The organism is Swingsia samuiensis (assembly GCF_006542355.1).
Lineage (GTDB): Bacteria > Pseudomonadota > Alphaproteobacteria > Acetobacterales > Acetobacteraceae > Gluconobacter > Gluconobacter samuiensis.
In genome coordinates, this window is record NZ_CP038141.1 from 1351434 (window position 1) to 1365000 (window position 13567).

General features: G+C 47.4%; 13 protein-coding genes (1 of these 13 running past the window's edge). 8 read left to right on the plus strand and 5 right to left on the minus strand.

What is annotated here, in order from left to right:
• Positions 1-9: 9 nt before the first annotated feature.
• The 3 genes from E3D00_RS06280 to E3D00_RS06290 are packed head-to-tail and all read left to right on the plus strand — an operon-like array spanning position 10 to position 3637.
• Positions 10-1167, plus strand: a complete 1158-nt coding sequence (locus E3D00_RS06280; RefSeq protein WP_141460937.1) for a phosphoserine transaminase — start codon at positions 10-12, stop codon at positions 1165-1167.
• Positions 1164-2303, plus strand: coding sequence for an ATP phosphoribosyltransferase regulatory subunit (locus tag E3D00_RS06285; RefSeq protein WP_141460939.1), 1140 nt, complete (start codon positions 1164-1166; stop codon positions 2301-2303). The genes E3D00_RS06280 and E3D00_RS06285 overlap by 4 nt, the downstream gene beginning before the upstream one ends.
• Positions 2304-2347: 44 nt before the next feature.
• On the plus strand, positions 2348-3637 hold the full coding sequence (locus E3D00_RS06290) for an adenylosuccinate synthase (RefSeq protein WP_141460941.1): 1290 nt from the start codon (positions 2348-2350) through the stop codon (positions 3635-3637).
• A 70-nt stretch (positions 3638-3707) separates the two neighbouring features.
• Here E3D00_RS06290 and ftsY read toward each other — a convergent pair whose 3' ends face one another.
• The 3 genes from ftsY to dapF form a co-directional block, all read right to left on the minus strand.
• Positions 3708-4655 carry a signal recognition particle-docking protein FtsY gene (gene ftsY, locus E3D00_RS06295; protein WP_141460943.1) on the minus strand — a complete coding sequence of 316 codons (948 nt, stop codon included), beginning with the start codon at positions 4653-4655 and terminating at the stop codon, positions 3708-3710.
• Positions 4656-4746: 91 nt separating this feature from the next.
• A complete protein-coding gene (locus E3D00_RS06300; RefSeq protein ID WP_141460945.1) occupies positions 4747-5949 on the minus strand; it encodes a MiaB/RimO family radical SAM methylthiotransferase in 1203 nt (400 codons plus the stop codon).
• A complete protein-coding gene (gene dapF / locus E3D00_RS06305) occupies positions 5946-6719 on the minus strand; it encodes a diaminopimelate epimerase (protein ID WP_141462404.1) in 774 nt (257 codons plus the stop codon). The genes E3D00_RS06300 and dapF overlap by 4 nt, the downstream gene beginning before the upstream one ends.
• Positions 6720-6802: 83 nt before the next feature.
• Between dapF and E3D00_RS06310 the strand changes: the two genes are divergently transcribed.
• Positions 6803-7453: a methyltransferase domain-containing protein gene (locus E3D00_RS06310; RefSeq protein WP_141460947.1), complete on the plus strand. Its 651-nt coding sequence runs from the start codon at positions 6803-6805 to the stop codon at positions 7451-7453.
• Positions 7454-7576: 123 nt separating this feature from the next.
• Positions 7577-9397, plus strand: coding sequence for a DEAD/DEAH box helicase (locus E3D00_RS06315; RefSeq protein ID WP_141460949.1), 1821 nt, complete (start codon positions 7577-7579; stop codon positions 9395-9397).
• Between the two features lie 33 nt (positions 9398-9430).
• On the opposite strand, the gene E3D00_RS06320 is transcribed toward E3D00_RS06315, so the two are convergent.
• Positions 9431-10354: a PPK2 family polyphosphate kinase gene (locus tag E3D00_RS06320; RefSeq protein WP_141460951.1), complete on the minus strand. Its 924-nt coding sequence runs from the start codon at positions 10352-10354 to the stop codon at positions 9431-9433.
• A 126-nt stretch (positions 10355-10480) separates the two neighbouring features.
• Positions 10481-11233 (minus strand): SDR family NAD(P)-dependent oxidoreductase, encoded by a 753-nt coding sequence (locus E3D00_RS06325; protein ID WP_141460953.1) that lies wholly within the window; start codon positions 11231-11233, stop codon positions 10481-10483.
• Between the two features lie 67 nt (positions 11234-11300).
• Here E3D00_RS06325 and E3D00_RS06330 point away from each other — a divergent pair, with 67 nt between their 5' ends.
• The 3 genes from E3D00_RS06330 to clpB form a co-directional block, all read left to right on the plus strand.
• Positions 11301-11885 (plus strand): YqgE/AlgH family protein, encoded by a 585-nt coding sequence (locus E3D00_RS06330; RefSeq protein ID WP_141460955.1) that lies wholly within the window; start codon positions 11301-11303, stop codon positions 11883-11885.
• A 130-nt stretch (positions 11886-12015) separates the two neighbouring features.
• Positions 12016-13095 (plus strand): aldo/keto reductase, encoded by a 1080-nt coding sequence (locus tag E3D00_RS06335; RefSeq protein WP_141460956.1) that lies wholly within the window; start codon positions 12016-12018, stop codon positions 13093-13095.
• 97 nt (positions 13096-13192) lie between these two features.
• A protein-coding gene (gene clpB, locus E3D00_RS06340) for an ATP-dependent chaperone ClpB (protein ID WP_141460958.1) crosses the window boundary here: on the plus strand, positions 13193-13567 show its beginning. It continues 2229 nt past the right edge of the window; only the first 375 of its 2604 coding nucleotides appear in the window; it begins with the start codon at positions 13193-13195; its stop codon lies beyond the right edge, outside the window.

Below are 13567 nucleotides of genomic sequence, written 5' to 3' on the forward strand. Positions count from 1 at the left end.
GAGACGTGTATGTCCAAACCTTCCGTTAGACCCTCCCGTCCGTTCTTTTCCTCAGGCCCTTGCGCGAAACGTCCTGGATGGTCCTTGCAGCAGCTGGACCAAGCCTTTGTTGGGCGATCTCATCGGACCCCAGAAGGGAAAGCGCGCCTTAAAGAAGTTATTACGCGCTCTAAGGATATTCTTGGTATACCAGAGGATTGGCGTGTTGGCATTGTTCCAGCATCAGATACGGGTGCGGTAGAGATGGTGCTCTGGGCTCTGGCGGGGGAGAGGGGAATGGATGTCCTCTCCTTTGAAAGCTTTTCAGGCACGTGGGCGCAAGATCTGCGTGATATTCTCCAAATTTCAGATTTGCGCGTTTTGGAAGCTCCCTATGGTCAGCTTCCGGATTTGGCGTCTGTTGATTGGTCAAGAGATGTTGTCCTGACATGGAATGGAACCACGTCTGGTATTTGTATCCCTCACAAGGATGTTATTCCGCTGCATCATGATGGGCTTGTGATTTGTGATGCTACATCTGCGGCCTTTGCGATGGATTTACCGTGGGACCGTTTGGATGTAGTGACATGGTCATGGCAGAAAGCCCTTGGAGGGGAAGCAGCTCATGGGATGCTTGCTCTGAGCCCGAGAGCCGCTGAGCGCTTGTCAAAAGCTCCCCAAAGGCCATTACCAAAAATCTTTCGTTTATCCGGGAAGAAGGGTTTACTAGAAGCTGTTTTTCAGGGAGACACAATTAATACCCCCTCTATGCTATGCGTTGAAGATGCATTGGATGGCTTGCGTTGGGCCGAAAAAATAGGTGGGCTGCCAGCCTTACAAAAGCGTTCTCGTGAGAATTTAAAGCTTCTTGAAGCATGGGTAGCAAAAACGGATTGGCTTGATTTTCTTGCAGAAGACCCAGCAAGCCGTTCAAGTACGTCAATCTGTTTAAAGATTGTTGCTCCGTGGTTTGAGAAGCTGAATACAGAGGAACGTCTTAAGGTTGTGAAACATCTGACAGGTTTGGTTGCGGCGGAAGAAGCAGGGTATGATCTCGCCTCTTACCGGGATGCTCCTGCTGGCTTGCGGATATGGGGTGGTGCTACCGTGGATGCGGAAGATATCCAGAAATTGCTTCCTTGGTTGGAGTGGGCGTATGAACGGACGCTAAAGGAGTTCTCGGTATGAGCCTTTATTCAGAACGCCCAAGCATTGCTCTTTTGCCATCCGGTTTTGCGGATTTACTCCCCGGTGAAGCAGAGGCTGAAGCACGTGGCATAGCGACCGTAATGGAAACGTTTTCCCGTTACGGATATGAGCGTGTACGTCCGCCGTTGGTGGAATTTGAGGCTTCGCTGCTGAGTGGTTCAGGCTCTTCTCTTGCGACACAGACGTTTCGTTTGATGGACCCTGAAACACATCGGATGATGGCTATTCGCCCTGATATGACGACGCAAATTGCACGTATTGCAAGCGTTCGATTAAAAGATGTCGCTCGACCATTAAGGCTTTCCTATTCTGGGAGCTGCATTGTCGTTGGTAATCAGGGCAGAGAAGCAGACCGGCAGATATCTCAGGCAGGAATAGAACTCATTGGGCCTGATTCTGCGCAGGCGGATGCAGAGGTTGTCGCTTTGGGTGCAAAAGCCTTGGCCGCTTTGAATATTGCCGGGGTTTCTTTTGACTTATCAATGCCGGGAATGGTGTTGGAGCTTGTAGAGCAATCAATCGACCCAGAGCATAAAGATGCTTTATTGCATGCGCTTGATCGTAAGGATGTCAGTGCCGTTGGTGAGCTGGGCGGTTCAATTGCAGACATCTTGAAAGCAATGTTGGGGGCGACAGGACCTGCAGAGCAGGCATTGGATAAATTAGCCAACCTCGAGTTCTCAGGCTCTGTTTTGGCTCATTTTGAACGCTTAAGGGCGTCTGTGAAAGCCATTCGAGAGAGCGCTCCGCAGCTTCATTTAACGATTGATCCGGTTGATTTTCGTGGATGGCAGTACCACACAGGTTTGTGTGTTACGATTTTCTCTACGCATTCTCGTGAAGAACTTGGCCGAGGTGGGCGGTATCTGGCTTGGGATGAGCCCGCATGCGGGTTAACATTGCGGCCACAGGCTTTGTTGAGGGCTGCTCCGAAAGGATCGGTTAAATTACGCTGCTATGTCCCCGCAAAGCTTGATGACCAACAACTATCCACGTTACATGATGAGGGGTTTGCTACTGTTTCAGCATTAGATGGGGCAGCAGATCCCATGGTTGAAGCACAGCGTTTGCGTTGTACGCACATTTGGAAAGATGGTGCGATTTCAGCACTATAAGATTTTCATACAGTATTATTTCTAGAAGCTAAGGAAGCCAGTTTATGTCTAATGTCACCGTAATCGGAACCCAATGGGGAGACGAGGGTAAGGGCAAAATTGTAGATTGGCTTGCTAGCCGAGCTGATATTGTTGTGCGTTTTCAAGGTGGCCATAACGCCGGTCACACGCTTGTTGTAGGCGATCAGGTTTATAAGCTTTCCTTATTGCCATCTGGTTTGGTCCGTGGCCAGATTGGTGTCATTGGGAATGGTGTTGTTATTGATCCGAAAGCTTTGTTGGCTGAGATTGATCGTGTTGCCGGCCAAGGACTGAAGGTTAATCCTGAAACATTATGGATTGCAGAAAATGCGCCATTAATTTTACCCGTTCATGGAGCATTGGATCGTGCGCGTGAAGCAGCGCGTGGAGAGCGGAAAATTGGAACAACCGGTCGTGGTATTGGCCCAGCTTACGAAGATAAAGTAGCGCGTCGCGCAATCCGTATTTGTGACTTGGTAGAGCCTGAAACTTTAGACTGGAAGCTGGATGAAGTTTTACTACACCATAATACGCTACTTGCTGGACTTGGGGCCCCCATCTTCACCAAAGATGAGCTTAAAGAGTTTTTAGCTGAAATAACCCCTCGGATTATCCCATTTGCTTGCCCGGTATGGGAGCGTTTGGATGAGGCACGTAGAGCAGGGCGTCGTATTCTGTTTGAAGGCGCGCAGGCTGTTATGTTGGATGTCGATCATGGGACATATCCTTTCGTTACGAGTTCCAATACCGTTGCAGCGGTTGCAGCTTCAGGTAGTGGTGTAAGCCCATCATCAATAGGGTTTGTTTTGGGGATTGCCAAAGCGTATACAACCCGTGTGGGTGAAGGGCCATTTCCAACAGAGTTGTTTGATGATGTTGGTCGGAAAATCGGCGAACGGGGGCATGAGTTTGGTACAGTGACTGGCCGTCCTCGTCGGTGTGGATGGTTTGATGCTGTGATGGTTCGACAAGCCGCTCGTGTTGGTGGGGTTACGGGGATTGCTTTAACGAAGCTAGATGTTTTGGATGGATTAGAAGAGATATCCATTTGCATTGGTTATGAGCTGGATGGAAAACACGTTAAATTATTCCCATCTGCTCCCGGCGCACAAGCGCGCGTAAAACCTGTTTATGAAACGATGCCAGGTTGGCAGGAAAGTACGGCAGGAGCACGTTCATGGGCGGAACTGCCTGCTCAAGCTATTAAGTACATTCGCCGCATTGAAGAGTTGATTGAAGCCCCAGTAACCCTTCTTTCTACAAGTCCAGAAAGAGATGATACCATTTTGGTACGTGATCCTTTTGAAGACTAATATATACCCAAAATAGGGTATTATTCCGTTAAGAGCTTTATGAGGAGGCTCTTAACGGAGGTTTTAGTGGTTATTCAGATACTTGATTTTCAACTAAGCGGGATGCGAGGTCTGTATTGCCCCCCACGAGGCCCTGAGCGTATTCTTGAGCGATAAATGGGCGTAAGTCTTCCGCTTGCTCACCGACACCGACAAGATGCACAGGTAATTTAAATTGCTCTGCAAGAGCTACGACAATTCCTCCCCGTGCAGAGCCATCAAGCTTGGTTACAACAAGGCCGGTTACGTTAACAAGTTCACGGAAGACACGGACTTGTTCAATGGCGTTTTGGCCTGTCGTGGCGTCTAAAACCAACAAAACAGAATGTGGCGCTGTCGGGTCAAACTTCTGCATGACACGGATAATTTTGGCCAGCTCCTCCATGAGGGCGCCTTTATTATGCAGGCGACCAGCTGTGTCGATTAGGAGAAGGTCTGTCTTTTCTTCTGTAGCGCGTTTGAGGCCATCATAAGCTAAACCAGCAGCATCGGCGCCATGTTTTCCTGCAATGACAGGAACAGATGAGCGCTCTCCCCAGACTTGAAGCTGCTCAACGGCTGCGGCACGGAATGTATCGCCCGCAACGAGCATGACCGATTTGCCTTCTTCGGAGTAGTGGCGCGCCATCTTACCAATGGTGGTTGTTTTTCCGACACCATTTACGCCTACGACCAGCACGACATGAGGTTTTTTGTCAGCCATTGGTTCAAAGGGAATTGCAACGGGAGCAAGAACACGCGCAATTTCTGCTGCGAGAGTTTCTCGTATTTCATTGCTCGTAACGTCTTTTCCAAAACGTGTGCTACGGAAGTTTTCAATTACCCGTTCTGCGATCGCTGGTCCCAGATCTGCAGCGATGAGCTCGTCTTCGAGCTCTTCCAGCGCAGCATCATCGAGTTTGCGATGTGTGAATACCGATCCGAGTTTTGAACTTGATCGGGAAAGACCTTGTTTAAGTCGTGAAAAAAATCCAGCCATATAAGGGAGTTCGGTCAGCTTTGCATGAACGTCAAGTGCTTATGGTCGATTCCAGTCCTAAAACATCATATTTTGTATAAAAAAGGATGAATTAAGGGACGGGAGTGCCAATGAGGTAAGCGGGAGTGACCTCTTCCACTTGGACTGGAATGATTTGACCGCGTTCTAATGGAGAGGATGATTTTAAATGGACCTCTGCAAACTCTTCAGAATGGCCTCGTTCTGCTTTTTCAATAAGAACATCAATGGTCTTGTGAGCGAAACGTTTCAAGAAAGAGATGCGATTTTGTTCACCAACCTCTCGTAGTTGTGCTGCACGGGATTGGCGCAGATGGTTGGGAACTGAAGGCATACGAACGGCGGGCGTTCCAGGGCGCTCACTGTATGGAAAAACATGCAGGAATGGGATGGCTTGTTCTTGTAAGAAGATGAATGTCTCGTGGAAAAGCTCATCCGTCTCTGTTGGAAAACCCGCAATCACATCTGCCCCAATGCCGATATTCGGGCGCATAGATCGGACATGTTTTAGCATAATATCAACGTCATGGGTGTTGTGACGTCTTTTCATGCGCTTGAGAATAAGATCAGACCCTGCCTGAAGGGAAAGATGCAGGTGCGGCATGAAGCGGGGCTCATTCTCAAGGAGCCACCATAGGTCTTTATCACCAGTTTCTGGGTGAAGAATAATGGGATCTATTGAGGAGAGGCGTAAACGTTTGATATCGGGGATTTGCTGGAGAAGAGTACGGCATAATTGGCCAATCTGGCTATTATCTTCTCCCTGCCATGAGGCAATGTCGACGCCCGTTAGAACGATTTCTTGGTGGCCAGAATCAGCGAGGTTTCGGGCGCGTTCAAGCGCTGTGTCGATGGGAGTAGAAGAAGCGTTCCCTCGTCCATAAGGGATAATGCAGAAAGTACACCGATGGTCACAGCCTTGTTGGACTTGAAGAAGCGCTCTGGCGTGCCGGGATGGAGGCGGTGTTGGGGTAGAGTTGCCCCATGTGGAGGGGTTAAGTTTCTCTGCATTCGGAACAACACGAACAACCCCGGGGAGTGCTTCCCAACGTGAGGCATTCAGTTCGGAGGCGCACCCTGTTACAATAATTTTGGCATCAGGGTTTTCACGATGGGCACGTCGAATGGCTTGGCGCGCTTGGCGTTCAGCCGCCGTGGTGACAGCGCATGTATTAACGATAATGGTATCATCTTGACCTTTGGCATAATGAGCCATACCATCGCTCTCATGAGCGTTTAATCGGCAGCCGAATGTCAGGACAGGTGGGGATTTCAAGCGAACTCTCCGTGGAATACTAAGGTAGCAGGGCCTGTCATGAGCACTGTTCCATCTTCTTGCCATGTAATGCTGAGGTCGCCGCCATCCATGGTAACGCGGCAGGTTTTCTCGGTCAGGTTACGGCGAGATGCATTTACGACGGCAGCACAAGCGCCTGAACCGCATGCTAATGTTAAGCCTGCGCCACGCTCCCACACACGTAATCTCATATGATTGGGGGAGAGGATTTGCGCAAAACCAATATTAGCCCGTTCAGGGAATAAGGGAGCGTTTTCTAAAGAAGGACCAAGTTCTTCTGCCTGAGAAACATCACCAAATAACGTGGCATGTGGGTTTCCCATTGAGCAGGCAGCAGCATCGTGTAGGGGAAGGTGCAGGGTGTCATGCGCTTCAGATAAAGGGACGGACTGCCAGTCAAGATGGGGTTTGCCCATATTTACGGTGAAAAGATCATCTTGTTGATAGGTTGGGAGTAATCCGTTTTGTGTTTGTAGAACCGGGTTATTCCCAACAAATTTGGCAACGCACCGTGACGCATTCCCACAAGCCCCCGCTTCTGACCCATCTGCATTGAAAAAACGGACAAGGACGTCTGCTTTTGGGTTGGTTGGAGCGGAAAGTGTAACAAACTGATCGCAGCCTATCCCGTGATGCCGGTCAGACATGGTACGAATGGTATTGGTATCCAGCGGGTATTCTCTTTCTCGGGTATCGACGATGATAAAGTCGTTTCCAAGGCCGTGCATTTTTGTAAAAGGAATAGTCATGGCTTGTGTCATAAAACATCCTGAGGGTTGACGCACGAAGAACCTGTGCTCATTTCGATAATTATCATTAGTAAGGAAGAAATATGAGCGAAGCAGAACACATAGACGGATTTCATGAAGCGGCTTTTACGCGAGCCAATAATGAAGCAGACACACTTTTCTATGCAGATCGTATGCCTGATTCGTTGATGGATATAGGAGCGCAAACCGCTGTTAAAGCATTATATCAAACATCTTTGCCTGTCGGTGGAGTGGTTTTGGATTTGATGGCCGGGTCTTTAAGCCATTACCCAGAAGAAGCAAAGTTTGAAAAGACCATAGGTTTAGGTGTCTCCAATGCAGCTTTGGATGCGAATCCAATTTTCACAGAGCGCGTTGTTCAGGATTTAAATAAGGATTCGAAACTCCCTTTTAAAGATACATCTATTGATGCCATCACGTTATGCGATGGGCTTGCATATTTGACACAGCCGCTGACTGTTCTTGAAGAAGTATTTCGGGTTTTAAAAGAAGGTTCGCCTGTTATTGTCACGTTTTCTGATCAGTTTTTCCCTCAAAAAGCGGTCGCTCTCTGGCAAGCATTAGAGCCGGATGAACGTAGCCGATTAGTGAGTATTTTATTGAATAGAGCGGGCTTTGGAGAGCTGGATACGGGAGAGGTTGTCCCACCAGAAGATTTAACGGGCTGGAAAGATACGGTTCATGCTGTTATAGGACGTAAACCTAGAGCGTAAATGAACTTCTTTGTTAAGAGCTCGTGTGTTGCTCTGGTATTTTCATACATAATTCTTTATGTAACGTAATCTTTGCCGCCGTATTATATCGTCGGCGTGACGTTTGCCGAGTGTTCATTCTATATGCCTTTTCCTGATACTCATCCTGCTCTTCAACGCGCATTGGTTGCGCGTGGTTATGAACAGCCAACACCTGTACAAGAAGCTGTTTTAAAACCGGGGTTGGATGAGCGTGATCTTTTAGTTTCTGCTCAAACAGGCTCTGGGAAAACCGTAGCTTTTGGTTTGGCCATGGCAGGAACATTGTTAGGTTCTGCCGATCGTTTACCTCCTCCTTCCAAACCGATGGCTTTGGTTATTGCTCCAACACGTGAACTGGCTCTTCAGGTTCAGTCAGAGTTGGAATGGCTTTACGCGGATGCAGGTGCGCGCATAGCAAGTTGCATTGGTGGTACAGATGCCCGCCGGGAAGCGCGTGCTTTAGAGCGCGGCGTTCATCTTGTTGTTGGTACGCCAGGACGTCTTTGTGACCATCTTTCCCGGGGTGCGTTAGACTTATCTGATGTGCGTTGTGTTGTGCTTGATGAAGCCGATGAAATGCTTGATATGGGCTTTCGCGATGAGTTGGAGCAGCTTTTAGATGCCGCTCCAGATGGTCGTCGTACTCTATTATTCTCAGCAACGATTGCGCGTGAAATTGCTTCATTAGCAAAGCGTTATCAAAAAGATGCTGTGCGGATTGATACCGTTTCGGGCAGTAAACAACATTCTGATATTAGCTATCGGTGTGTGATTACCGCTCCGCATGAAGTGGAGCGTTCTTTGGTGAATGTGCTGAGATATTACGAAAGCCCAACAGCGATGGTCTTTTGTAATACCCGCATGATGGTTGGGCAAGTTCAGGCTGCTTTGATTGAGAAGGGCTTTGCATCTGTCGCTATTTCAGGTGAAATGGGGCAGAATGAGCGCTCTCGGGCTATTGAAAGCTTGCGCTCCGGTCAAGCACGCGTTTGTGTGGCGACCGATGTTGCGGCACGAGGAATTGACGTTCCTGCGTTATCTCTTGTGGTTCATGCTAGCATTCCTACCGGTGCAGAAACATTATTGCATCGTTCAGGGCGAACAGGACGCGCCGGCCGTAAAGGAACGAGCGTGCTGATGGTTCCTGTTAATCAACGCCGCCGGGCTGAACGCTTGCTGTCTTTTGCGAAAGTAAAGGCTGAGTGGGAGTCTGTTCCGACGGCGGAAATGATTGCAAAACAAGATAATCAACGTCTTTTGGAAGATACGAACTTGTTAGAAGGAACGTCCGATGGCGTTTCAGATGAGTTAGTAACGAAGCTGACAGAAACATACGATAGCAAAGCTCTTGCCGCGGCTTTGGTGGGTATGTATCGCTCTCGCTTGCCAAAGGTTGAAAATCTGCGGGCTATGTCGTTGGATGCGCCAGCGCGTAAGAATGAGCGTGGTGAGCGAGGAGAACGCGGCGAGCGCCGTGAACGTCGTCCACGTGAAGAAAATAACCTTTCGGGGCAGTGGTTCAAGTTATCTGTCGGCCGGTCGCAAAAGGCGGATCCGAAATGGCTCGTTCCCTTGATTTGCCGTTTGGGCGCTGTTCAAAAGCGTGAAATTGGTAGCATCCGCATTGATCAAGACCAAAGCTATTTCCAGATAGCGGATGAGAGTGTTGATCGTTTTAAATCGAGTATTGCAGGAGCGGATTCAGATGAAGTGAAAATTGAGACTTCATCAGCTCCACAAGGCGAGAGTTATGGTGCTCGTGGCCGTAACCCAGGTGAGGGACGTCGTTCTAACCGGGGTGGTGGTGGCCCAAGAGGCGGTGGATATAAAGGCCGCGGGGGTTCGGGCTTTAGTCGCAGCAAAGGCGGTAGTGGGGGCGGCGCGACAGGTGAGCGCTCCACACGGAAACGTCGCTCTTCATAAGATCGCCTAGCGATAAAAAATAAGAAAAAGCCGTCAGGAGTTACTGACGGCTTTTTTTGTAGCATTTGTTTTTTCTTGGCTTTTAGCTTTTCCTTGAGAAAGAAGTTGCGCCTTAGCGTGTGTTAACTCTTTTGAAAGTTTGGTTTCTGGAGGTGATAAGTGGAGAGCTTCGAGCTTTTCTAAAAGAGCCTCTGCCGTGATAAGGCGAGCAAGCCATTTATGATTGGCGGGCACAACATACCATGGGGCTTCTTCTGTCGAAGTAGCTTGAATGGCATTTTCATATGCAGACTGGTAGCTCTCCCAGTAGGAGCGTTCTGCTAAATCAGAAGAAGAAAATTTCCATCTTTTTTCAGGCTGATCTAGTCTTTTGAGTAGTCGTTTTTTTTGCTCATCTTTAGAAATATTCAAAAATATTTTTATAATATGTATGTTTTGATGAGAAAGATATGCTTCAAAATTTTTAAGATCAGTGAGGCGTTTCTGCCAAAAATGTGGGGTGTCAGGGTTTAGATTTCGGGCACGCATAATGTCTGGATGAACACGTGTGACGAGAACATCTTCATAGTGGCTCCGATTAAATATTGTGATTTCTCCGTATGCAGGCAGGGCAAGGTGGATACGCCATAAATCATCCCTTTTAGCTTCTGGACCAGCAGGCGTCTTAAAAGAGACAACATGTAATCCTTGGGGGTTAAGCCCAGAAAAAGCGTGTCGAATAGCACCATCTTTGCCGGAGGTATCCATACCTTGCAAAACGATCAGAATGCCTTGGGAAGCATGGGCGGCTAATTTTTCTTGTAGGACTGTAAGCTTTTCAATGCAGTCGCGAAGGCGTTTTTTCGCTGTATGGTGAGTGTAGCCCAGTTTTTCGTTGGGATCGAAATGGGAAAGGGAGAATTTTGAACCATCTGTAATTTTAAGGTGTGATGGAATGCTATATTTTTGTTTGGACATTGTTATTATCCAATATTAGTAATAAAGGCTTATTAATTCTGAAGCATTTTTTATGTCATTAATATTCAACTTGCAGTGATATTTTTGGCGTTTACTCAAGTGAAGAGAGTAAACGCGTTAAATGAATTATGTATTCCGCACAACAGAGAGGCCGGCGGAGGCTTGGCAAACGGGCATAATTTCGATTTTATTAACATTCATGTGAGGCGGAAGTTTGATAAGCCAAGAAATGGTTTCTGCAATATCCTCTGGTGATAAAGGGGTGGTATCTTTGTAGACGTCCGCAGCTTTTGTATCGTCTTTGAGGCGTACGTTACTGAATTCGCTTCCCCCAACGAGGCCGGGTGCGATATCAGTCACGCGAATTTGGGTGCCGAGAAGGTCTGTTCGTAGGTTTTGGCTAAACTGGCGGACGAAAGCTTTTGTTGCGCCGTATACATTTCCCCCTCGATATGGGTAAGTTCCAGCAGTGCTGCCGAGGGTAATGATATAGCCTGAATTGCGTTTGACCATTTGAGGTAGTAGAGCGTGTGTAATTTCAACTAAACCAGAAATATTTGTTGAAATCATTGTTTGCCAATCATCAGGGTTAGAATCCTGCGCGGGATCTAATCCAAGCGCTAGGCCTGCATTGTTAATGAGGACATCAATATTTTGCCATGCTGGGGGCAGGCTCTGGGGGAGAGCGCGTAACGCTTTAATATCTGTCATATCAAGCGTTAAAGGATAAAGATTTTTGCCGAGTTCTTTTTCAAGTTCTTTAAGACGGTCTGTCCGGCGCCCAGTTGCAATGACGCGGTGGCCTTCCTGAATAAGGCGAATGGCGGCGGTGCGTCCAAAGCCTGCGGTTGCACCTGTAATAAGAATGGTGAGAGACATTATGATCTCCAAGAAAATGTAAAAGAGATACTTGCAATAAGACTATAGATACACCCATCATATCCTTATGAAGAAAGCACTTATTAATCAAAATGATAATTTGACGGGTCGGTTGTTAATTGCAGCGCCTCTTTTGGGGGGAACCGAGTTTGAGCAAAGCCTTATTTATATTTGCGCTCATTCTCCCCATGAGGGAGCGATGGGCTTGGTTGTTAATAAAAGTCTTTCTCACCCAAAGATCAATGAAATTTTTAGTCAGTTAGATATTACGCCTAATCCACCTCAGCGGGATATTCCTCTTTATGTGGGAGGCCCAGTCGAGCCTTCCCGTGGTTTTGTCCTGCACACATCGGATTGGGAAGGTGAGAATGGATTAAAGATTAATAACCAAGTTATTCTTACGGCAGGGTTGGATGTTCTAAAGGAAGTCGCTGTCGGTAAAGGGCCTCAACATGCGATTATGGCATTGGGGCATGCTTCTTGGGGACCCGGTCAATTGGAAGACGAGATTTTTAAAGGGAATTCATGGCTTGTTGCGCCTTTTGATCAGGATATTATGTTTAGTCGATTATATGAAGAAAAATGGTTGAAAGCTTTGCGTTCAATTGATGTTGATCCTCTCTATTTATCTTCGGTGAGTGGAGAGGCTTAAGTTCGATTATGAGAGTTTATTACGTTTATTTGCTCTCACATTGTTGGGAGGTGCTCTTCCCAACATAGGTCAGATTTTGTTTTGTGTTTACGTGCTTTGTGCAGAGTGATCACGGCAGGATTTAAGATTTATGCAATATCGTCAGCTCGGCCATTCAGGTCTGAAGATTTCCGCTTTAAATTTTGGTTCCGTTACGTTTGGCGGGAAGGGCGGTTTTGCTGCAACGGGTAATGTCGGTGTTAAAGAAGCGACTCGGATGTGTGATATTTGTATCGAACATGGCGTGAATATGTTCGATACTGCCGATGCATATTCTGGTGGTGAAGCAGAAGAAATTCTTGGTGAAGTTTTAAAAGAGAAAAGCAAAGAGTTATTAGTAACCAGTAAGGTTCGCTTTGCTACAGGGAAAGGGCCTAATGAAGAAGGGCTATCTCGCCATCATATTTTAAATGCCTGCGAGCAAAGCTTAAAGAGATTAAGAAGAGATCATATTGATCTATATTATTTGCATGAATGGGATGGGTTAACGCCTGTTCAGGAAATGCTTGAGGCCTTACAGACCTTAAGAAATCAAGGCAAAATACGATATGCAGGGGTTTCAAATTTTTCTGCATGGCATAGCATGAAGCTTTTATCTAAAGCAGAGCAAAAGAGTTTAATTGCACCTGTCTGTCAGCAAATTTATTATTCTCTGGAAGCCCGTGATGCCGAGTATGAACTATTACCAATGGCAGTTGATCAGGGAATGGGAACTCAAGTTTGGGGGCCTCTAGCTTCTGGCTTGTTGACGGGAAAATTTCGCAGAGGACGGTCTGCTCCAGAAGACACGCGTAGGATTGCGGGTTGGAGCGAGCCAGAAGTGAGAAATATAGAAAAACTATATGACACAATAGAGGTTCTGGTGCAGGTGGCTGAAGAGCATGGGGTCTCTCCTGCGCGTGTTGCCTTAGCTTGGACCTTGCAACGGCCAGGGATTACTTCTTTGGTTTTGGGCGCACGCAAAGAAAGTCAACTTATTGATAATTTGGAAGCGATTTCCTTGCACTTGAATCAGGCTCAAGTTGCGCGTTTGAACGAAGTAAGTGCCCCGGATTTAATTTATCCTTACTGGCATCAAAATCGATCCGCTTACGAACGGCTTTCGGAAGCAGATAAGGTTCTTCATGAACCTGCAAAACGTTTGCGCGTTAGACTTGAAAAGGGAAAATAAGTGCCTAAATATTAGGCATGAGCCGTTGCCTCTTTAGGGACGGTTGGAACATGTAAAACATGAGGTACTGCCAAAAAGGGGTATCGAGAGGGTTATTATGGATATTCAAAAATTTACTGAACGTAGCCAAGGTTTTATTCAGGCTGCTCAAACTATTGCACTGCGGGATTATCATCAGCAGTTAACGCCAGAGCATCTTTTGAAGGCTCTTCTTGATGATGATCAGGGGGCGGCATCTGGGTTGATTAAAGCTGCGGGTGGAGACCCGAAAGCTGTGCAAGCTGCTAACGATGCAGCATTAGCAAGACTCCCAAAAGTACAAGGTGGGGGTGCAGGACAACCCCAAGCCACCCCTGATTTTATACGGCTACTAGACTCAGCAGAATCTGCGGCTAAAATGGCTGGAGATAGCCACGTAGCGCAAGATCGTCTTTTAATCGCGATTGCCGCAAGCCAAACACCAGCCGGAAAA

Excerpts from the sequence above, each read along its gene's own strand:
- E3D00_RS06280 (WP_141460937.1), top strand. The coding sequence starts at position 10 with ATGTCCAAACCTTCCGTTAGACCCTCCCGTCCGTTCTTTTCCTCAGGC.
- E3D00_RS06285 (WP_141460939.1), top strand. The coding sequence starts at position 1,164 with ATGAGCCTTTATTCAGAACGCCCAAGCATTGCTCTTTTGCCATCCGGT.
- E3D00_RS06290 (WP_141460941.1), top strand. The coding sequence starts at position 2,348 with ATGTCTAATGTCACCGTAATCGGAACCCAATGGGGAGACGAGGGTAAG.
- ftsY (WP_141460943.1), bottom strand. The coding sequence starts at position 4,655 with ATGGCTGGATTTTTTTCACGACTTAAACAAGGTCTTTCCCGATCAAGT.
- dapF (WP_141462404.1), bottom strand. The coding sequence starts at position 6,719 with ATGACTATTCCTTTTACAAAAATGCACGGCCTTGGAAACGACTTTATC.
- E3D00_RS06310 (WP_141460947.1), top strand. The coding sequence starts at position 6,803 with ATGAGCGAAGCAGAACACATAGACGGATTTCATGAAGCGGCTTTTACG.
- E3D00_RS06315 (WP_141460949.1), top strand. The coding sequence starts at position 7,577 with ATGCCTTTTCCTGATACTCATCCTGCTCTTCAACGCGCATTGGTTGCG.
- E3D00_RS06320 (WP_141460951.1), bottom strand. The coding sequence starts at position 10,354 with ATGTCCAAACAAAAATATAGCATTCCATCACACCTTAAAATTACAGAT.
- E3D00_RS06325 (WP_141460953.1), bottom strand. The coding sequence starts at position 11,233 with ATGTCTCTCACCATTCTTATTACAGGTGCAACCGCAGGCTTTGGACGC.
- E3D00_RS06330 (WP_141460955.1), top strand. The coding sequence starts at position 11,301 with ATGAAGAAAGCACTTATTAATCAAAATGATAATTTGACGGGTCGGTTG.
- E3D00_RS06335 (WP_141460956.1), top strand. The coding sequence starts at position 12,016 with ATGCAATATCGTCAGCTCGGCCATTCAGGTCTGAAGATTTCCGCTTTA.